Origin of the sequence: Bradyrhizobium nanningense (assembly GCF_004114535.1) — a bacterium.
In the GTDB taxonomy this organism is placed as follows: Bacteria; Pseudomonadota; Alphaproteobacteria; order Rhizobiales; family Xanthobacteraceae; genus Bradyrhizobium; species Bradyrhizobium nanningense.
Genome location: NZ_LBJC01000002.1, coordinates 214,956 through 232,768, shown reverse-complemented (window position 1 = coordinate 232,768; position 17,813 = coordinate 214,956). Strand labels below are relative to the sequence as shown.

18 protein-coding genes are annotated in these 17,813 nt (G+C 64.8%); 8 read left to right on the top strand and 10 right to left on the bottom strand.

The features are described from left to right. Positions 1 to 187: 187 nt before the first annotated feature. The 4 genes from XH84_RS01095 to XH84_RS01080 all read right to left on the bottom strand — a co-directional run bounded on the left by XH84_RS01095 (position 188) and on the right by XH84_RS01080 (position 3,640). Positions 188 to 1,288 (bottom strand): alkene reductase, encoded by a 1,101-nt coding sequence (locus tag XH84_RS01095; RefSeq protein WP_128916595.1) that lies wholly within the window; start codon positions 1,286 to 1,288, stop codon positions 188 to 190. A 176-nt stretch (positions 1,289 to 1,464) separates the two neighbouring features. Beyond that, positions 1,465 to 1,968 carry a DUF1993 domain-containing protein gene (locus XH84_RS01090; protein WP_128916596.1) on the bottom strand — a complete coding sequence of 168 codons (504 nt, stop codon included), beginning with the start codon at positions 1,966 to 1,968 and terminating at the stop codon, positions 1,465 to 1,467. A gap of 109 nt (positions 1,969 to 2,077) precedes the next feature. After that, a complete protein-coding gene (locus tag XH84_RS01085; protein WP_430641865.1) occupies positions 2,078 to 3,382 on the bottom strand; it encodes a lytic murein transglycosylase in 1,305 nt (434 codons plus the stop codon). Positions 3,383 to 3,439: 57 nt separating this feature from the next. Next, complete coding sequence (locus XH84_RS01080; protein WP_208757032.1) at positions 3,440 to 3,640, bottom strand: hypothetical protein; 201 nt, start codon at positions 3,638 to 3,640, stop codon at positions 3,440 to 3,442. Positions 3,641 to 4,029: 389 nt separating this feature from the next. Here XH84_RS01080 and htpX point away from each other — a divergent pair, with 389 nt between their 5' ends. Together htpX and XH84_RS01065 are read left to right on the top strand one after the other, a co-directional pair. Continuing rightward, the gene (htpX, locus tag XH84_RS01070) at positions 4,030 to 4,977 is read left to right on the top strand and encodes a zinc metalloprotease HtpX (RefSeq protein WP_128916598.1); all 948 of its coding nucleotides are present in this window, start codon (positions 4,030 to 4,032) and stop codon (positions 4,975 to 4,977) included. 135 nt (positions 4,978 to 5,112) lie between these two features. Then, positions 5,113 to 5,754: a tetratricopeptide repeat protein gene (locus tag XH84_RS01065; RefSeq protein ID WP_181769489.1), complete on the top strand. Its 642-nt coding sequence runs from the start codon at positions 5,113 to 5,115 to the stop codon at positions 5,752 to 5,754. Positions 5,755 to 5,915: 161 nt separating this feature from the next. On the opposite strand, the gene XH84_RS01060 is transcribed toward XH84_RS01065, so the two are convergent. Further along, positions 5,916 to 6,269, bottom strand: a complete 354-nt coding sequence (locus tag XH84_RS01060; RefSeq protein WP_128916600.1) for a hypothetical protein — start codon at positions 6,267 to 6,269, stop codon at positions 5,916 to 5,918. Between the two features lie 163 nt (positions 6,270 to 6,432). Next, positions 6,433 to 7,233: a hypothetical protein gene (locus tag XH84_RS01055; RefSeq protein ID WP_164935884.1), complete on the bottom strand. Its 801-nt coding sequence runs from the start codon at positions 7,231 to 7,233 to the stop codon at positions 6,433 to 6,435. A gap of 381 nt (positions 7,234 to 7,614) precedes the next feature. On the opposite strand from XH84_RS01055, the gene XH84_RS39480 reads away from it, so the two are divergent. Next, positions 7,615 to 7,908 carry an antibiotic biosynthesis monooxygenase gene (locus XH84_RS39480; RefSeq protein ID WP_014497428.1) on the top strand — a complete coding sequence of 98 codons (294 nt, stop codon included), beginning with the start codon at positions 7,615 to 7,617 and terminating at the stop codon, positions 7,906 to 7,908. Between the two features lie 176 nt (positions 7,909 to 8,084). On the opposite strand, the gene XH84_RS01045 is transcribed toward XH84_RS39480, so the two are convergent. Continuing rightward, a complete protein-coding gene (locus XH84_RS01045; protein ID WP_128916602.1) occupies positions 8,085 to 9,530 on the bottom strand; it encodes a helix-turn-helix domain-containing protein in 1,446 nt (481 codons plus the stop codon). A gap of 229 nt (positions 9,531 to 9,759) precedes the next feature. On the opposite strand from XH84_RS01045, the gene XH84_RS01040 reads away from it, so the two are divergent. The 3 genes from XH84_RS01040 (at position 9,760) to XH84_RS01030 (ending at position 12,372) form a co-directional block, all read left to right on the top strand. Further along, the gene (locus XH84_RS01040; RefSeq protein ID WP_128916603.1) at positions 9,760 to 11,394 is read left to right on the top strand and encodes an isocitrate lyase; all 1,635 of its coding nucleotides are present in this window, start codon (positions 9,760 to 9,762) and stop codon (positions 11,392 to 11,394) included. Between the two features lie 30 nt (positions 11,395 to 11,424). Next, on the top strand, positions 11,425 to 11,634 hold the full coding sequence (locus XH84_RS01035) for a DUF4170 domain-containing protein (RefSeq protein ID WP_028134831.1): 210 nt from the start codon (positions 11,425 to 11,427) through the stop codon (positions 11,632 to 11,634). Between the two features lie 183 nt (positions 11,635 to 11,817). After that, positions 11,818 to 12,372 (top strand): hypothetical protein, encoded by a 555-nt coding sequence (locus XH84_RS01030; protein WP_128916604.1) that lies wholly within the window; start codon positions 11,818 to 11,820, stop codon positions 12,370 to 12,372. 101 nt (positions 12,373 to 12,473) lie between these two features. Here XH84_RS01030 and XH84_RS01025 read toward each other — a convergent pair whose 3' ends face one another. Then, positions 12,474 to 13,355 carry a metallophosphoesterase family protein gene (locus XH84_RS01025; RefSeq protein ID WP_128916605.1) on the bottom strand — a complete coding sequence of 294 codons (882 nt, stop codon included), beginning with the start codon at positions 13,353 to 13,355 and terminating at the stop codon, positions 12,474 to 12,476. Positions 13,356 to 13,447: 92 nt separating this feature from the next. Between XH84_RS01025 and XH84_RS01020 the strand changes: the two genes are divergently transcribed. Together XH84_RS01020 and XH84_RS01015 are read left to right on the top strand one after the other, a co-directional pair. Further along, positions 13,448 to 13,939 (top strand): NUDIX domain-containing protein, encoded by a 492-nt coding sequence (locus XH84_RS01020; protein WP_128916606.1) that lies wholly within the window; start codon positions 13,448 to 13,450, stop codon positions 13,937 to 13,939. A gap of 149 nt (positions 13,940 to 14,088) precedes the next feature. Next, on the top strand, positions 14,089 to 14,604 hold the full coding sequence (locus XH84_RS01015; RefSeq protein ID WP_128916607.1) for a GNAT family N-acetyltransferase: 516 nt from the start codon (positions 14,089 to 14,091) through the stop codon (positions 14,602 to 14,604). Between the two features lie 165 nt (positions 14,605 to 14,769). On the opposite strand, the gene XH84_RS01010 is transcribed toward XH84_RS01015, so the two are convergent. Together XH84_RS01010 and XH84_RS01005 are read right to left on the bottom strand one after the other, a co-directional pair. Continuing rightward, positions 14,770 to 17,151 (bottom strand): TonB-dependent receptor, encoded by a 2,382-nt coding sequence (locus tag XH84_RS01010; protein ID WP_128916608.1) that lies wholly within the window; start codon positions 17,149 to 17,151, stop codon positions 14,770 to 14,772. A 147-nt stretch (positions 17,152 to 17,298) separates the two neighbouring features. Further along, on the bottom strand, positions 17,299 to 17,715 hold the full coding sequence (locus XH84_RS01005) for a DUF2946 family protein (RefSeq protein ID WP_128916609.1): 417 nt from the start codon (positions 17,713 to 17,715) through the stop codon (positions 17,299 to 17,301). Positions 17,716 to 17,813 lie beyond the last annotated feature (98 nt).

Sequence of the window (17,813 nt, the reverse complement as noted above, 5' to 3'; positions counted from 1 at the left end):
GCGTAGAGAGTCACCAAAACGAAAGGCCGGGAGCGATCCCGGCCTTTATTCTTGTTCTGAGCATTCGGTGCGCTCTCTCCACACCGTCATTGCGAGCGCAGCGAAGCAATCCAGAGTCTTTCCATGGAGGCAGTCTGGATTGCTTCGTCGCGAGAGCTCCTCGCAATGACGGCGGAGAGCGCGCCGCTTACTCCGCCGGCTCGGCCGCCAGCGTCGGATAGTCCGTGTATCCCTTCGCGCCGCCGCCATAGAACGTATTCTTGTCCCAGTCGTTCAGCGCTGCGCCCGTCTTCAGCCGCTCGACAAGGTCGGGATTGGAGATGAACGGCTTGCCGAAGGCGATGAGATCGGCCGCGTTCGCGTTCAGCACCTTGGTGGCGAGATCGAAATCATAGCCGTTGTTGGCGATGTAGGCGCCGGTGAAGCGCTTGCGCAAGGATGCGTAGTTGAACGGCGCGAAGTCGCGCGGCCCGCCGGTGGCGCCTTCGACGACGTGGAGATAGACGAGCTTCAGCGCGCTGAGACCGTCGACGATGTGATCGAACAGGGCTTGCGGATTGCTGTCGGAGATGTCGTTGGCGGGCGTCACCGGCGAGATGCGGATGCCGGTGCGATCGGCGCCGGCTTCAGTCGCAACGGCCTTGGACACTTCGAGCATCAGCCTCGCGCGGTTTTCGATCGAGCCGCCATAGGCATCGTTGCGCTTGTTGGCGCCGTCCTTGGCGAACTGGTCGAGCAGATAGCCGTTGGCGCCGTGGATCTCGACGCCGTCGAATCCGGCCTCCAGCGCGTTCTTCGTCGCGCGCTTGAAATCGTCGATGATGGTTGGAATCTCGGAGAGCTCGAGCGCGCGCGGCTCGGAGACGTCGGCGAAGGTGCCGTTCACGAAGGTCTTGCCCTTGGCGCGGATCGCGCTCGGCGCCACCGGGGCGGCGCCATTCGCCTGGAGATCGACATGCGAGATGCGGCCGACATGCCAGAGCTGGATGAAGATCTTGCCGCCGCGCTCGTGTACGCGGTCGGTGACCTTGCGCCAGCCGGCGACCTGGTCCTTGCTGTAGATGCCGGGCGTGTCCTGGTAGCCTTGCCCCTGCTGCGAGACCTGGCTCGCTTCGGTGATCAGAAGCCCCGCGGAGGCGCGCTGGCCGTAATAGTCGGCGGCGAGCGCGCCGGGTACGAAGGTGCCGGGCACGGCGCGGTTGCGCGTCAGCGGCGCCATGACGAGGCGGTTGGCCAGCGTGATCGGGCCGAGTTTGTAGGTCTCAAACAACTTGGTCGAACGGCTCATTTTCGGATGTTCCAGACGGTGAAAGGTCAGGAACACTTGTGCATCGCGACATCAGGCGCAAGGGACGAGCCATACGGAAAGTGCAGGCGAGCTACGCGGCGGCGACCGCGTAGCATAATTCATGTGCAATTCCGGTCGCGGCAGCGGATTTTGACTGCCGCGTGCGACTTGGCAAATCAGCTCAAGCCCATGAAATCGCGCTTGCCGATTTCGACGCCATTATGACGCAGGATGCCGTGGGCGGTCGCGCAGTGGAAATAGAAGTTCGGCAGCGAGAACGCGCTCAGAAACTGCTGGCCCTTCAGAGTCGTGGTCTTATCAGGTCCAGTCGGGAAGGTGACGTCCTTGGAATCCGCGCCGTCGAATTGCTCCGGCTTGAACGACTTCACATAGTCGACGGTCTTCGCCAGCCGCTGCTTCAATTCCGCAAAGCTCGTTTCGGTGTCGGGCGTCGAGGGCATCTCGCTGTGGGTGAGCCGCGCACAGCCCTTGGCGGCGAAATCGCTGACGAGCTGAATCTGTTTCGACAGCGGCAGCATGTCCGGGAAGAGGCGGGAGCCGAGCAGGACGCTCGGGTCGATCTTTTTCGCCGCGCAATGCGCCTCGGCTTTGGTGAGCAGCCCGACCATGCTGTTCAGCATTTGCAGATAGGCGGGGACGACGGCGTCGTAGAAGGACATGTGAGGCTCGCTTGTGAATGGGAAATCTCAGGAGAAAACCTGAGCCACTCACATGGGGGCCTCATGGAAAAATACAATCGCGCAAAGCGGCTTGTGCGATGCGAAAATTCTACCGCACCACCCCCGCCGGCTGCGCCTGCGCCGTGCCGCCGCGCATCCGCGTCAGCAGCTCCGCCGTCGGCCACGAATCGGCGGGCAGGCCGAACTTGATCTGCATCGCCTTCACCGCAGTTCGGCTCTGCTGGCCCAGCACGCCGTCGATCTTGCCGACATTGAAGCCGGCACGCACCAGCAGCTGCTGCAATTCCATGAGCTCGTTGAGCGGCAGCTGCGGCACCGGTTGGGCCGGCTTGCGCATGGGGGCTGCGCCTGCAATGCGCGAGGCGAGATAGCCGGCCGTGGTCGAATAGATCAGCGAGTTATTCCACTCGGTGTAGGCGGCGAAATTCGCGTACGCCATGAAGGCCGGGCCAAAGCGTCCCATTGGCAGCAGCAAGGAGGCCGGCAGATTGTCGTTCGGCAACGGACGGCCGTCGGGATAGGTGACGCCGAGCTGCGCCCAGGTCGAGCGCGGCTCTCGCACCGTGAGATCGGTCTTCTCCCACGGCAGGTTCGGCGGCACCTTGATCTCTTCCAGCCACGGCTCGCCGCGCCGCCACTTCAGGCCGTTGGCGATGTAGTTCGCGGTCGAGCCGATCACGTCGGCACCCGAACGCAACAGATCGCGCCGTCCGTCGCCGTCATAGTCGACGGCGTAGTTGACGTAATGCACGGGCAGGAACTGCGTCTGCCCGAGCTCGCCGGCCCAGGAGCCTATCATCTCGTCGGGATGCAAATCGCCGCGGTCGATGATCTTCAACGCGGCGATGGTCTCGCCCACGAACATCTCCGAGCGGCGGCAGTCATAGGCCAGTGACACCAGCGATCTCAGCGTCGGCAGATTGCCCATGTTGGCGCCGAAGTCGCTCTCCAGCCCCCAGAACGCGGCGATCACCGCCGGCGGTACGCCATATTCCTTCTCGGCGCGCGCGAATGCGGCCGCGTATTGCTTGATGTGCTGCTGGCCGTTCTGCATGCGATAGGGCGCGGCCATGCGGCCGGCGAATTCGGTGAAGAGCTGGCCGAACACGCGCTGGCCGCGGTCGCGGTTGACGATGCCCTGGTCGTAGACGAGATAGGGCGAAGCCTCCGCGATCGTCCGCTGCGATACGCCGGCCGCGACCGCCTGTTGCTTCACCTCGGCCAGAAAGCGATCGAAGCTCGCGCCGTTGTGGCATGAGGCGGCGCGGGGCGAGGGGGCCGTCGCCTTGGGGGCAGCGGGCTTGGCTGGCGGCGGTGCAAACTGGGCGAAGGCGGGAAGGGCAAACGAGACCGCGATCATTGCGACCGCAAGGCGAGAACCAAAGCAGTTCATCGGCATCGACATCTCTGGTGCTGGCAGGGCGCTGCTAGGCGGCCAATACGGCGCGTTTCACAGCGAGGGGAAGGGCGATCTCGCGAAAGAAGGTTTTCGGATAAAGGTAATCCTCGCCGACTCGTCGATGATCCGCAGCATGTCAAGTTTGTCTGCCACGGGATCGCGCAGCGTCACGTAGATCTTGCGCTTCTCGCGAGAGGCCTCGTAGCCCTCGTTGTCCACGCAGATCACCAATTGTTTGCTTCGCGATTTCATCATGATTCCCGGAACAGGTTCTTGATCTTGAATTCCTTGCGGCCGATGCCGGCGGCCTCATACCAATGTAACTCGGCAAGATGGGTAGAGCCATCGGATAATCACTTGAGCGACGCCCTTGCGCTTGCGCCAACGTCCCCGCCGATAAATTCGTCGCAGCCGCGCGACCTCGCGGATGCCCGAGCCGCTCGCGAAGGTCTCCACCTCGGTAATTCCGCCGAGAATCTCGAAATGCATGAACGATAGTGGCCGGGGGGCTCAGGCTGGGTCAAGTGCCGCGGCTCCGCGACGCACCTTGAAACCTTGCGCCCCGGCCGGGATCATCCCTACCTCATGTCTGCCGGCCCGCTGGCGCTTCCAGCCTGCCGCGGCCGGCCCGGGAGACGGCCATGAACTATCTTCGTACCGCAATGCTGCTTGCAGGCCTGACCGCCCTGTTCATGGGCGTCGGCTATCTGATCGGCGGCGCCTCCGGCGCCATGATCGCGCTCATCATCGCGGCGGCGACCAATCTCTTCACCTACTGGAACTCCGACCGCATGGTGCTCTCGATGTACGGCGCCCATGAGGTCGACCGTTCGACCGCGCCGGAGCTGGTCGGTCTCGTCGCCGAGCTCGCGGGCCGTGCGGGCCTGCCGATGCCGCGCGTGTTCCTGATGGATGAGCCGCAGCCCAACGCATTCGCGACCGGACGAAACCCGGAAAATGCCGCGGTCGCCGTCACCACCGGCCTGATGCGCCAGCTCAGCCGCGAGGAGCTCGCCGGCGTGATCGCGCACGAGCTCGCCCATATCAAAAACCACGACACGCTGCTGATGACTGTTACCGCGACCATTGCAGGCGCGATCTCGATGCTGGCGCAGTTCGGCATGTTCTTCGGCGGCAATCGCGACAACAACAATGGTCTCGGCATCGTCGGCTCGATCCTGATGATGATCCTCGCTCCGCTCGGCGCCATGCTGGTGCAGATGGCGATCAGCCGCACCCGTGAATACGCCGCGGACAATCTCGGTGCGCGCATCGCGGGACAACCGATGTGGCTGGCCTCCGCGCTGGTGAAGATCGAGGGTGCCGCGCACCAGGTCCCGAACTACGAGGCCGAGCGAAACCCCGCGACCGCGCACATGTTCATCATCAACCCGCTGTCGGGCCATGGTGTCGACAACCTGTTCGCCACTCATCCCTCGACCCAGAACCGCATTGCCGCGCTCCAGCAACTCGCGGCCGAGCTCGGCACGCGGGGCGCGCCGTCGGTCGGCGCCAACGAGAATTATCCCCCTCGCAGCCCGTGGGGGCGTTCGTCCCCACGCGGTCCTTCCCGCGGTCATTGGGGCTGACGGAACCCGTCAGGATTTGAAACCGGCTTTGTGAGCTGGCGCACACAGGATCGCCAGAGCCGGTGCTACCACGCGCGGATGATGCTTTCTTCGAAAGGGGATGCGTGGCCGGCCCAATGCCGGCCGCCGTCGAAGATGACCAGAACAGCCGTGCCATTGCTGCTCGTCCTGTGTGTGCTCGTTGGCCTGTCCACGCACATGGTCGTCAATTGCGGTGACGAGGACGATCCCGACATCTGCTCGGCCGTGATCGGCTTCTCGCCGCTGCGCGGCTCGCTGATCGCCTTTGCCTACGAAGGGCGCGGACGGATCGCGCTGCGCCATGGCGACTTCAGGCGGGCGATCGCCGATTTCGACGAGGCCATTCACCTCAATCCTAACCGCGCTGCGCTCTATCGGGACCGCGCGCTCGCGCGCCGTCAGAACGGCGATCTCGAGCTCGCCATCGCCGACTATGACGAGGCGATCGCGCAGGACCCCAAGCTCGCTGCGCCCTATCACGAGCGCGGTCTCGCGCTCGCTGCCACCGGCGATCTCGATCGCGCCATCCTGAGTTACAACACGGCGATCCGCCTTGATCCCAGGGATGCCGAGGCTCGCCTCGACCGTGGCCTGGCATTCCTGGCCCGTGGCCAGACTGACGATGCGCGCGCCGATTTCGAGGCGGCGTTGGCGCTGCCCGCCGGCAAGGATGGCCGCGCCCGCGAAGCCGCGCGCGCCAAGCTCGCCGAACTCGCGAGCGCCGAGCCGACCCCGATCGCCGCGTCGAGAAGGTGAGGGAGTCTCTCTCCCTCTCCTGTTCTTACGGGGAGAGGGGTGGGGTGAGGGGCTCTCTCCACACTCTCGACTATCGAGGCACCTGTACCCCCTCACCCGGAATTTTCTGACGCAAATTCCGACCTCTCCCCGCAAGCGGGGAGAGGTGAAGGCACCTCGCCTTACTTCTTCTTCGCCTTGGCCTTCTTCGCCTTCGGAGCCTTCTTCGCCGGCTTCTCTTCCTTGGCCTTCTTCTCCGGTTTGGCCGCAACCGGCGTGCTGGCGGCGATCCGCATCGACCGCGCGTAGCTGTCGGCGACGTTATCGGCGGACATCTGCAGGCGCTTGGCGGCGGCGGTGGCCTGCTCCAGCGTGGCCTTGGCCATCATCTTGAAGCGGTCGGCGGCGTCCTTGCTCTTGGCCTTGGCCGCCAGGCCGTTGAAGCGATCCCGCCGCTCCTTGGCGCGGGTCATCAGGCCCGTATGCAGCTGTCTGGCCAGTTGCCGGATCACGACATCCAGGTCGGCGTCCGCCATGTTGTTCTATCCTCTTGAAATCAGGTATCGATGCGGGCGGGACTATGCAGATCGGGCCCCGCCTTGGCAATTCCCGGCTGTGCGTCATCCGCAGCTTCCAGCCAGCCAAAACTGAAAAAGCCGCGCATGCCGCGCGGCTTTTTGAAAGTTTCGTCGGGGCGCCTTATTTCAGCGAGGCAACCGGGCCGTTCGACGCCGCCGGCTCAGGGTCGAAGCCGAACACGCCGACCAGATATTTGTAATAGTCCGGCATCTTCTCCTTGAGCGCCTCGCGCGACTTCGGATCGTGGAATTCGCTCTTTCCGGCCAGGAAAATGCTGGCGGTCACCGCGAAGAACTCCATCGGGTTCTTCATCGCATAGGTGTCCTTGGGCAACAGGTCCTTGGACTTGGCCAGGGCGTAATAGGAGATCACGCCCTTGTTGGCGTAGCCGTCCGGCAGCAGCCGCGCATGATAGGCATGAAGCAGCTCGTGCAGCAGCACGGCCTCCTTTTCGTAGCGCATCATGTCCGGGCGCAGCATGATCACGCCGAGCCCGGAATCGACCGCAAGATCGACGGCATTCGGATTGGTCCAGCGCTGCTTGTCCGGGTCCCACACCGTGAGCGTCCGCGGCGCGGTGCGGTGGATGTCCGGCGTGACCCGGCCGTAGCACGCGGTTGCCGCGCCTTCGTCCAGGCAAGCCAGCTCGCTCGCGACGATCGGAACGGTGTGGAAGAAGCGCAGCACGCGCGGTGAGAGGCCGGCGCCTTCGACAAGGTCGATCTGCTGCTTCAGATTGTCGGTGAGCTTGTCGACGTCCTTGCGATCGGAATTCTCCGACAGGTCGAACATGTAGCCGCGATAGCTCTGGAACCCCGGCGGCAGCGGCTGCGCTGCATCGGCATCGAGCGATCCGGCACGGGATGGACTGGCGAAGAGCGCGCCGACGATGGTTGCGGTCAGCAGCAACGCAATGCGCATGATGAACCCCCTGATGTCACTTCGCCCGGCAGAATAGGCCACCGTTGTTTGCGAAAAGTGAGTGGGGCAAGACTAAGGCACCGATGTTGAGGCGTGCTTAACCGCTGGTTGCAGATCGTGCGCGCGGATTAGGGTCGGGTTAACCAAGGCCAATATCGCGAGCTAGCCTATCCCCGTCACCCTGAGGTGGCCGCTTCTTCAGCGGCCCTCGAAGGGCGACGGCCCAGCTGCAGCAGCGGGGGCCGTGTATCCTTCGAGGCTCCCCCTGGGACGCGTTGCGTCCCATGCCTCGCACCTCAGGATGACGGGTCGGGCAGTCGGGTGTAGATTCACTTTGAGGGCAGCACGCCCTAACACAGACAGCCGGAAGGGGAGGATGCCATGTATGCCGCCATCCGTCAGGCCAAGGCGAAAAGCGGGAGCGCGGAAGAGCTGGCGCGCCGCATCAAGGACGGCGCCGTTCCGATCATCAGCGACGTCGACGGCTTCCGCGCCTATTACGTCGTCTATGCCGGCGACGACACGGTCACCGCGATCTCGATCTTTGACAAGTTCGAGCAGGCCGAGGAAGCGAACAGACGGGCCATTGCCTGGATTGAAAAGGATCTCGGCCCCCTGCTCGCCGGCCATGCGAGCGCCGCCGCCGGGCCGGTGATCGTGCATACGCTGGCGTGAGGTGCGGCAGTCTCGTGCCCCGGACGCAGCGCAGCGCCCCCGGCGATGCGAGGCATCGTGCGGTGCGCTGCAGAGCCGGGGCCCATGTGGTGTGTATGCGTGGCTCGCTGGGTCCCGGCTCTGCGCAGCAGCGCGAGAGCGCCGTAGCGCGTCCGGGACACGAGAGACGAATATCCTCACAACTCCCGTGCGTTCGAGAATGCAAAGCTCGACACCCGCCGCGTCGTCTCGTCCAAAATCAGCGTGCGCGTGATCGGCGGTTCGGCGCGCTGCGCGCAGTTCTCGCGCTCGCACAGGCGGCAATTGACACCGATCGGCGTGCCCTCGGTTTTCTCGAGGTCCATGCCGGCGGCATAGGTCAGGCGCGCGGCGTGACGGATCTCGCAGCCGAGGCCGATGGCGAAGCGCGGTTGCGGCAGCGGGTGCGGCGCGACCGGGCGGCGCACCATCTGTGCGATCGAGAAATAGCGCGTGCCGTCGGACAGCTCGATCACCTGCTTGAGCAGGCGGTCCGGCGTGTCGAAGGTCGAATGCACGTTCCATAGCGGGCAGGTGCCGCCGAACTTCGAGAACGGGAAGGTGCCGGAGGAGAAGCGCTTGGAGACGTTGCCGGCATTGTCGACGCGCAACAGGAAGAACGGAATGCCGCGCGCGTTCGGCCGCTGCAAGGTGGTGAGCCGGTGACAGACCTGCTCGAAGCCGGAATTGAAGCGCTGCGCCAGCACGTGGATGTCGTAATTCAGGGCTTCGGCCGCAGCCAGGAAAGCCGGATAGGGCATCATCCCGGCAGCTGCGAAGTAGTTGCCGAGCGTGATGCGGAACAGCCGGCGCGGCGCGTCGTCGAGCGGTCCGGCACGGCCGATGATGCTCTCCAGGGCTTGCGCGCATTCACCCAAGCCAAGCTGGAAGGCGAGCTGGAAGGCGCGGCCGGGCGGGTCGACCAGCTCGGAGATCAAGAGCTGGCGGCGGTGGCGATCGAAACGCCGGAGCGTCTCTCGCATCACGTCGACAGGCATGATGCGGGTCTGGATCGAATGCTTTTCCCGCAGCCGCGCGGCCAGGGCCGCATAGAGCCCTTCGGCCGGCACGTTCAATTCATCGCGCAAATTCTCGGCGGCCTGCTCCAGCTCCGGAAAATAGTTGCGATTGGCCTCGATCAGCTCGCGCACGCGCTCGACCGGGTTGCCCTCATAGCGCGTGCCGACGTCGCGGTCGGCCATCTGGGCGGCGGCCAGTGTCTCGCCCTGCCGGGCTTCGGTATAGGCCGCATAGAGCCGCTGCAGCGCATGGGTGACGCCCGGGCAGAGCTCGGCGAGGTCGCGCAGCTCCTGCTTGGGAACGTCGATTTGGCGGAACAAGGGATCGGAGAAGATCTCGTTGAGCTCGGCGAAGAAGCGGTCCTCGTCGGCGGTGGCGAGATCGCGCAGATCGAGGTCATAAGTCTCGGCCAGCCGCAGCAGGATCTGCGCCGTCACCGGCCGCTGGTTCCGCTCGATCAGGTTGACATAGCTCGGTGAGATCCCGAGCCCCTCGGCGATCTGGGTCTGTGACAGCCCCAATTGCTGCCGGATCCTCCGGAAGCGCGGGCCGACGAACAGTTTCTTCCCGGATTCGGCGGCCATGTCTTGAGATCTCCATCTGCATCAGGACAGCTATTCTGACCTATCTTTTACAAACTTTACAAAGTAACATCTATTACATGTTCTGATGTTACATGACATCACCAATAAAAGACAAGCCATCTATACGAAGTTTCTGTTTTCGCGTTTAGCTCCTGACACGTATCTCGCAATGCAGTGTCAAGAATGTCGATGGCCAGCCATCGCCATCGTCAGCGAAAGGATCAGGCACATGAACTACCAGCCCCGCGGCATCAGCACCCTCCAGGGCCCGTCGTCGTATCAGGACGAGGTCAAGGCGGCCCAGGCGCTCCTCGAGACCCAGCCGACCTGGAACGGCGTGTCGGCCGAGGCCGTCGCCCGCATGCGGCTGCAGAACCGCTTCAAGACCGGCCTCGACGTCGCCCGCTACACCGCGGCGCTGATGCGCGCCGACATGGCGGCCTATGACAACGATCCGACCAAGTACACCCAGTCGCTGGGTTGCTGGCACGGCTTCATCGCCCAGCAGAAGCTGATCTCGGTCAAGAAGCACTTCGGCGGCAAGACCGATCGCACCTATCTGTACCTCTCGGGCTGGATGATCGCGGCGCTACGCTCCGAGTTCGGTCCGCTGCCCGACCAGTCGATGCACGAGAAGACCTCGGTGCCGGCGCTGATCGAGGAGCTCTACACCTTCCTGCGTCAGGCGGACTCCCGTGAGCTCAACGACATCTTCCGTCTGCTCGACAAGGCGCGCAAGGAAGGCGACAAGACCCGCGAGAAGGAGCTGATTGCGAAGATCGACAACTTCCAGACCCATGTCGTCCCCGTCATCGCCGACATCGATGCCGGCTTCGGCAATGCGGAAGCGACCTATCTGCTCGCCAAGAAGATGATCGAGGCGGGCGCCTGCGCCCTGCAGATCGAGAACCAGGTCTCGGACGAGAAGCAGTGCGGCCACCAGGACGGCAAGGTCACCGTGCCGCATGAAGTCTTCCTCGCGAAGATCCGCGCTTGCCGCCATGCGTTCCTCGAGCTCGGCGTCGAAGACGGCATCGTCGTGACCCGCACCGACTCGCTCGGCGCCGGCCTGACGCAGCAGATCGCGGTCAGCCACAAGCCCGGTGACATCGGCGACCAGTACAACAGCTTCCTCGACTGCGAGGAAATCACTGCGGAGAACGCCCGCAACGGTGACGTCATCATCAACCGCAACGGCAAGATGATGCGCCCGAAGCGGCTGCCCTCGAACCTCTACCAGTTCCGCCCGGGCACGGGTGAGGACCGTTGCGTGCTCGACTGCATCACCTCGCTGCAGAACGGCGCCGACCTGCTCTGGATCGAGACCGAGAAGCCGCATATCGAGCAGATCGCCAAGATGGTCGACCGCATCCGCAAGGTCGTCCCGAACGCGAAGCTGGCCTACAACAACTCGCCGTCCTTCAACTGGACGCTGAACTTCCGTTGGCAGGTCTACGACGCGATGAAGGAAGCCGGCAAGGACGTCAGCAAGTACAACCGTGCCGAGCTGATGAAGGCGGAGTACGACGACACGCCGCTGGCGCAGGAAGCCGACGAGCGCATCCGCACCTTCCAGGCGGATTCGGCCAAGCGCGCCGGCATCTTCCACCATCTGATCACGTTGCCGACCTATCACACGGCGGCGCTCTCGACCGACAACCTCGCTCGGGAGTATTTCGGCGAGCAGGGCATGCTGGGCTACGTCAAGAACGTCCAGCGCGCCGAGATCCGTCAGGGCATCGCCTGCGTGAGGCACCAGAACATGGCCGGTTCCGACATCGGCGACGACCACAAGGAGTACTTCGCGGGCGAGGCGGCCCTGAAGGCGGGCGGCGCCCACAACACGATGAACCAGTTCGGCTAACGCAGCACGCTATTGGACAGGAGACCGACAATGACCAAAGGCAGCAATTTCTGGGTGATCGGCGGCGAGTTCGGCTCGATGAACTTCCACAAGCTCGTGGAAGGCTCCGCCCAGGTCAAGGGTCCGTTCAAGACCCGCAAGGAAGCCGAGGACTGCTGGAAGGAGGTCTCGGAAGAGAGCCGCCACAAGGCCGGTGTCCGCTTCTCGATCGTGGAAGAGCCCTCGCGCGTCTCGGCCTGATCGCCTCACTCAAGAAGACGTCCAAGGACGGATGGTCCCATCCAGGCTCTGCCTGGGTGGGATCGTCTGTTTTTGGTACAGGTGAAACGGCTGTGGGCGCCGTAAGTCTCTGGAATTGTAGGCCTTTGCGGAGGGTGTGGTTGCTGATAGGTTAATGGCGGAAAGTCGAGGACGAGGCCGACAATGTCAGAGCCCGAGACCAGCGGGACCCATCCCGGCCAGCCGCGCCCGGTGCGGCTGCGCGATGCGCTGTTGCGCGCGCGGATCGAGGCCGCCGACCGCACCGGCGTCGTGGTCGATCTCAGGGACGCCGAGGTGGCGCGGCTCGAGATCCTCAACGATGCGCTCGATCCCCTGTTCGCGCAGGTGCCTGATCAGATCGACCTGTTCGACCGCGGCATCAGCCAGGGCGATACGCCGCGGCTCTGGATCGACGTCGTCGCCCACATCGTGATGGGACGCGACAAGCGGATGTACCGCTTCGTCCAGGACACCCGGTTCGGACGCATCGTGCTCGCCGAATCGCACGACACCGCGGCGATCGTCGAGGCCGTCACCGACTACGTCGCGCGCCGCATGGTCGAGCGCGAGCGGGCCATGGTGGTCCCGCCCGAACCGCAGGCGCCGGTCACCGCGCTGCCGCGCCGTTCACGCTTCTGGCCGTTCGTGTTCGGCTTCATCCTCGGTGCCGCCGCGCTGTTCGGGCTCGCCGTGCTGGCGGTCTTGCGGAGCTGGTGAAGCTCTCTCCATTGTCATTGCGAGCGCAGCGAAGCAATCCAGGAATCTTTCCGGGGAGGCAGTCTGGATTGCTTCGCTGCGCTCGCAATGACGGCGTGGGACTAAATCAACCGCACATGCTTGATCTGCCCGATCTGAAATCCAGCGCCGAGGCTTCGCACCGTCTGATCGCAGCGCCAGCCGGCATTGTCCTTCTCGATCCTGAACAGATTATACGCCGCCGCCGGGTAGCGTCCGTGCGCGAGCGCGGAGGCCGAGGGCACGCCGAGCGCGGGAATGTTGCCGTTGGGGCCCTCGAACCACGCGGTCGAATGAACGTGGTCATGTCCGTGCAGGATCAGCTCGACGCCGTGGCGCTTGAGCAGCGCCAGCAGTGCGGCTGCGTCGGTCATCCGCTTCTGACGCGCGTCGGATTTCAGCGGATGATGCACCAGCAGCACGCGGAATACGTCCTCGGCCGCGAGCCGTTCGAGGACCCCTTCGAGCGAGGCGAGCTGATCGCGTCCGAGCGTGCCCGTCGCCATCAGCGGCAGCGTCGGCACCGCCGTCGACAGGCTGATCAGTGCGAGCGGCCCGCGCCGGCGCACCGAGGGAAAGCCGATGCGGCCGTCGTCACCCGCAAGATAGGGTGCAAAGGTCTCGCCGAAGCGGTGCGAGGTCGCGCGGACGTAGGCATCGTGATTGCCGGGAATCGTGGTGACGCGGTCGGGCGGGCCGACACCGTCGAGCCAGGCGCGGGCGGGCGCGAACTCGGCTTCGAGCGCCAGGTTGACGAGGTCGCCCGTCACCGCGATGTGGTCGGGCGCCTGCGCCTTCATGTCCGCGACCAGCGCGTCGAGCACCTCGCGGCGCTGGTACTTGTGGCGGTTGCGCGTCCAGTTGACGTAGCCGAGCGCGCGCTTGCCCGCGAGCTCGATCAGCCGCGGTTTCGGCAGGGGCGCGAGATGCGGATCGGACAGATGGGCGAGCGTAAAGGGAGCCATGGGGCGCGATTGCCTCGCTATTGCTCCGCTGTAATGGCAAGGTCGCAAGGAACGCGCAAGCAGAGCCTGAACCGCCGCGTCAAGGAAGCCTGATGGGAGAACGTCTGAACCGGATCCGACGGACATGCGAGCCGCTGTTGCGGCGAGTCTTCCACGCTTATTTCCTGGTCGTGCGCGCCATGACGCTCGGCGTCCGCGCCGTGGTGCTGGATGCCGAGAACCGGGTGTTTCTGGTCCGGCACAGTTACGTCAGCGGCTGGTACCTGCCCGGCGGCGGCGTCGACCACGGCGAGACCATGGAACAGGCGATGCGGCGTGAGCTCAAGGAGGAGGGCGACATCGACCTCACCGGTGCTGCCGAGCTGCATGGCATCTTCCTCAACAGCCACGTCTCCCGCCGCGACCACGTTGCAGTCTATGTGGTCAGGCAGTTCAGGCAGAACCGCGTCCCTGAGCCCAATCGCGAGATCGTCGAATGCGGATTCTTCGCGATCACGGCGCTGCCCGAGGGGACCACGCCCGGTACGCGGCTGCGGATCGCGGAAGTGCTGGACGGCCGGCCCCTGATTGCGACGTGGCGCTGACGGCGGGCTGTGCTTGCGCATGAGGATTGTCATTCGACACGAGCAAGCTGAGGTCTCGGAACACCTGTCGGATCGGCGCCAGAAATGGACCTGAGCGCCTTCGCTGCCCAATGGACCGCGCCGCGTTCAGGTGCTATCCCGCGATCGACATGACCGATCTCTCACTGACCATCCTTCCCGAAGCCGCCGGCGATGCCCAGGCGATCGAACGGCTGCACGAACGCACCTTCGGCCCAGGCCGTTTCGTGCTCAGCGCCTACCGAATTCGCGAGCACGTCGACCATCTGCTCGAATTGTCCTTCACCGCCCGCATCGGCACGCTGCTGGTTGGCTCGGTCCGGCAGTTGCCGATCCTGATCGGCGAGACACCGGCACTGCTGCTCGGGCCGCTCACCGTCGAGCCGCCATTCCGCGATCGCGGCATTGGCCGGCTGTTGATGGAGCGCGCGCTGAAGGACGCGAAGGCGAAGGGCCACGCCATCGTGCTGCTGGTCGGCGACGAGCCCTATTACAGCCGCGTCGGCTTCAAGCAGGTCCCCAAGGGCCGCGTCACCATGCCGGGCCCGGTCGACGCCGCCCGCATCCTGGTATTCGAGCTCGTCGACGGCGCCTTCGAGGGCGTGTCGGGAGCGGTGGGTCCGGACTGGAGCAAGGCGCGGGGGTAGATTGCGCCCCTGTGGATTGAGGGCGCCGCGGCGCCGCCTGATACTCCGTCATTGCGAGCGCAGCGAAGCAATCCAGCATCTTTCCGCAGAGACGGTCTGAATTGCTTCGCTGCTTCGCAATGACGGCGTGTATGTCGGGGCCCGCAGCCCCCGACCGGCTCGACGTCAGAACTTGAAGTTCGCAAACGCCCGCACGCCGATACCGGGCATCAGCACCTCGTCCTTGGTGTAGGACACGTGGTTGCGGATGTTCTCGTTGAGGAGATTGTTGCCGACGATGCCGGCCATCATCTCGCGTGCGCCGAACCAATTGCGGTCGAGCTTGGTCTTGTAGCTGATTTCGGCCTTCAACAGATTGTAACCCGCCGTCGGCGTCTCCGCGATCGCGGCGACGTTGTTCTGCGCGAAGGCGTGCAGGAGGTTGACGCGCATCAGCCAATTATCGTCGCGCCAGAACACGCCGCCGCCCATCCGCAAGGGTGGAATGCGCGGCACGTTAGTGCCGTCAGAGAAGGTGGCGCGGACGAAGTCGAGCTGGTTCTCGATACCCCAGATGCCGCCCTGGAAGGCGCCGACGTCGAGCTGCGACTGGAATTCGCCGCCGCGGAAATTCGCATTGCGCTGCGAGTAGACCGCCTGGTTCAACTCGGCGCCCGGCGTGCCGCAGGAGGCAAAGTCGTCATTGCAGGACACGCCGGTGAGGCGGCGGTAGATGAAATTGTCGAAATGCGTGTAGTAGACGGTCGCCTCGAAGCGGAACGGTGCCGCCGCCCTGCGCACGCCGAGCTCGAGGGATTTCGCGGTTTCGATCGTGAGGTTCGGATTGCCGATGTCGAACGTCGCGGTCGCATCGTGGCCGCCGCGCGAGAACAATTCGGCCGCCTTCGGCGCGCGCTCGACATATTGTGCGGTGATGCTTCCGACCATGCCGCCCGGCAGGTCCTGCAGCAAGCCGATGCTGCCGCTCTTCGGCGTGAAGGACGGATTGCGCGAGACCGCCGCCTGCGGCGTGCCGTCGGGCAAATAATCGGCTGGGAAGTCCGGCGTCGTGCCGTGCAGCTCGACGTGCTCGATGCGGCCGGCGACCTGCGCCCGTGTCGCCTCCGTGAACTTGAACTCGTTGAAGGCGTAACCGGCAACGCGGTTGCTGTTGTTCGGGTCCCACAGGCCGTTGAATAGCGTGCCGGGATTGTCAGGGCTCGGCGCGCTCAATTCCTGATGCCCGACCTGAAAGCCCAGCGCGGTCGTCACCTCGGCGAAGCGCGCGTTGAACGGCGTCAGCTGCACCTCGGTGCGGATCTCCTGCTCCTTGTTGGTGAAGGTCTGCCTGATGCCGTCGCTGTTGAGATCGGCGGGATCGGCAAGGCCGATCTCGTTGTGCCGGTAGTCGGTCGCGCCGGCCCAGAAGCGGACTGTGTCGATCGCGGCCGCATCAGGGTGGTACTCGCCCTTGACGTTGATCTTGGTCTGGTGGCCGTCGATCCGCGTCTTGTGGTCGGCGCCGTCGATGCCCGGGATGTGATAGAGCGAGTCGTTCTGCGTGATCGACGCGCCGATATAGCCGCCCTGGAAGAAGTAGGAACCGCCGATCGAGGCGCCGTCCGAACGCGTTGCCGAGTTGGGCTGGCGCCCGTTCACCGGGCGCGACTGATCGTTCAGATAGGGATAGCTCGGAATGGAATAGTCCGAGGTCGTGCGGCCATAGGCATCGGCATGGAAGGCAAAATTGCCGCCGCCGGTGTCGAGCAGCACGCTGCTCTCGACGCCGCGATCGACCGAGCTGAAGGCGGTGCGGGTCTCGGCGGTGACGCAGGGCGAGGTCGCGGCGCTTGCGAGCGGCGCCTTGGTCGGCAGGCCGTAAGCCTGAAACGATGGCGCGCAGGCAGGCAGCGCATCCGGAATCCGGTTGTTGGTGGCGCTGACGACGCCACCGATCGAGGTCGAGCCGTAGCGCAGCGCGGCGGGCCCGCGCACCACCTCGACCTGGTTGGTCGCGAGCGGATCGATCGGGACGAAATGATCTTCGCCGAGATCGGAGGCGCCGCCGCCATTGGTACCGTTCTCGACGATGCCGACGCGATTGACGTCCAGACCCCTGATGATCGGCCGGCTGGACGCGCCGGGAGCAAAACTCGATCCGGTGATTCCGGGCTTGGAGAACAGGAGATCGCCGAGCTGGCCACCGCCCTCGCGGCGGATCTCCTCGTTTGGCACCACCGTGACGGTGGCGAACTGGTTGGTCACGACAGGCAGCACACCCTGCTGAGGCGCGGCGGGCGCGGCGGCTGCCGGCGTTGCTTCGGCCGCTTGCTCGCGGCTGCGCACCCGCGCGGTCCGCGTACCGCGGCCTGCGTTGCGGGATGGCACCACCGCTCTGCGCACGATCGGGCTTGGGGCCGTCACGGTGACGGCAGGGATCTCGGTCGACGATTTGTCTTGCACAGGCGCTTGGGCCGACTCTTGCGCGAATGCGGATGTCGCGGCGGCACCGAGCAGGAGCAGGCTTGCTCCGCCAAGACGCTGCGCGCGTCGCAATTGAAATGACATGGTCCTGATTCCAGTCAGGCGCCGTCCGCACGATGGTCTGCTGATCAGAGGCGGCCTGCCGTCGCGGTGCGACGGAATTCGACTTCAACTTCTCCCGGCTGATCGCCTGAAGCGGCGAGGGCGGGCGTGATCAAGTGATGTTGAGAGTCAGGACGCGGGAGGGGCGCGCGGCTGGAATGCCGCGCCGGCCGATTTCAGATGGAGAAACTCGGCATCGGTGGTGCGGTAGAGCAGGTCGATCGCCTGCGGCAGCTGCAGCAGGGGCGGCGTCGCGAACAGGATCGTGCCCGCCATCGCGACGACGGCACAAATGGCGCAATTGTCTTCGCCCGGTTGCTCGCGGTGGGGGCTTGAGGGCGATTGCTTGTGAACCGCCGCACGATCGACCGCAGCTTGGTCCTTGGCACTGTCCTTGGCGCCGTCGGTCTGCTGGAGCGTCCCTTGCGCAAGCGGTGCGGCCTGCGCGAACCAATGGCTGTGGCCGAACGTCAGCGCGAACTGCACCAGCATCGCGAACAACGCGAGCCGGGCGCCGTGCCTGATATGCGACCGGAACCACTTCATCTGAAAGAGCTACCCCCACATCGCGAGGCGCCAAATCCCGGGGCGTCGCGATGTTATAATGTAACATCGCTCGAACGGTCAGCTGATGTCAACCGCAC

What these genes read in the sequence shown, in the direction of transcription:
- XH84_RS01065 (WP_181769489.1), top strand. Translation starts at nt 5,113, where the DNA reads ATGACCAGAACAGCCGTGCCATTGCTGCTCGTCCTGTGTGTGCTCGTT.
- XH84_RS01010 (WP_128916608.1), bottom strand. Translation starts at nt 17,151, where the DNA reads ATGTCATTTCAATTGCGACGCGCGCAGCGTCTTGGCGGAGCAAGCCTG.
- XH84_RS01020 (WP_128916606.1), top strand. Translation starts at nt 13,448, where the DNA reads ATGGGAGAACGTCTGAACCGGATCCGACGGACATGCGAGCCGCTGTTG.
- XH84_RS01015 (WP_128916607.1), top strand. Translation starts at nt 14,089, where the DNA reads ATGACCGATCTCTCACTGACCATCCTTCCCGAAGCCGCCGGCGATGCC.
- XH84_RS39480 (WP_014497428.1), top strand. Translation starts at nt 7,615, where the DNA reads ATGTATGCCGCCATCCGTCAGGCCAAGGCGAAAAGCGGGAGCGCGGAA.
- XH84_RS01045 (WP_128916602.1), bottom strand. Translation starts at nt 9,530, where the DNA reads ATGGCCGCCGAATCCGGGAAGAAACTGTTCGTCGGCCCGCGCTTCCGG.
- XH84_RS01030 (WP_128916604.1), top strand. Translation starts at nt 11,818, where the DNA reads ATGTCAGAGCCCGAGACCAGCGGGACCCATCCCGGCCAGCCGCGCCCG.
- XH84_RS01060 (WP_128916600.1), bottom strand. Translation starts at nt 6,269, where the DNA reads ATGGCGGACGCCGACCTGGATGTCGTGATCCGGCAACTGGCCAGACAG.
- XH84_RS01005 (WP_128916609.1), bottom strand. Translation starts at nt 17,715, where the DNA reads ATGAAGTGGTTCCGGTCGCATATCAGGCACGGCGCCCGGCTCGCGTTG.
- XH84_RS01055 (WP_164935884.1), bottom strand. Translation starts at nt 7,233, where the DNA reads ATGCGCATTGCGTTGCTGCTGACCGCAACCATCGTCGGCGCGCTCTTC.
- XH84_RS01080 (WP_208757032.1), bottom strand. Translation starts at nt 3,640, where the DNA reads ATGAAATCGCGAAGCAAACAATTGGTGATCTGCGTGGACAACGAGGGC.
- XH84_RS01040 (WP_128916603.1), top strand. Translation starts at nt 9,760, where the DNA reads ATGAACTACCAGCCCCGCGGCATCAGCACCCTCCAGGGCCCGTCGTCG.
- XH84_RS01090 (WP_128916596.1), bottom strand. Translation starts at nt 1,968, where the DNA reads ATGTCCTTCTACGACGCCGTCGTCCCCGCCTATCTGCAAATGCTGAAC.
- XH84_RS01095 (WP_128916595.1), bottom strand. Translation starts at nt 1,288, where the DNA reads ATGAGCCGTTCGACCAAGTTGTTTGAGACCTACAAACTCGGCCCGATC.
- XH84_RS01025 (WP_128916605.1), bottom strand. Translation starts at nt 13,355, where the DNA reads ATGGCTCCCTTTACGCTCGCCCATCTGTCCGATCCGCATCTCGCGCCC.
- XH84_RS01085 (WP_430641865.1), bottom strand. Translation starts at nt 3,382, where the DNA reads ATGAACTGCTTTGGTTCTCGCCTTGCGGTCGCAATGATCGCGGTCTCG.
- XH84_RS01035 (WP_028134831.1), top strand. Translation starts at nt 11,425, where the DNA reads ATGACCAAAGGCAGCAATTTCTGGGTGATCGGCGGCGAGTTCGGCTCG.
- htpX (WP_128916598.1), top strand. Translation starts at nt 4,030, where the DNA reads ATGAACTATCTTCGTACCGCAATGCTGCTTGCAGGCCTGACCGCCCTG.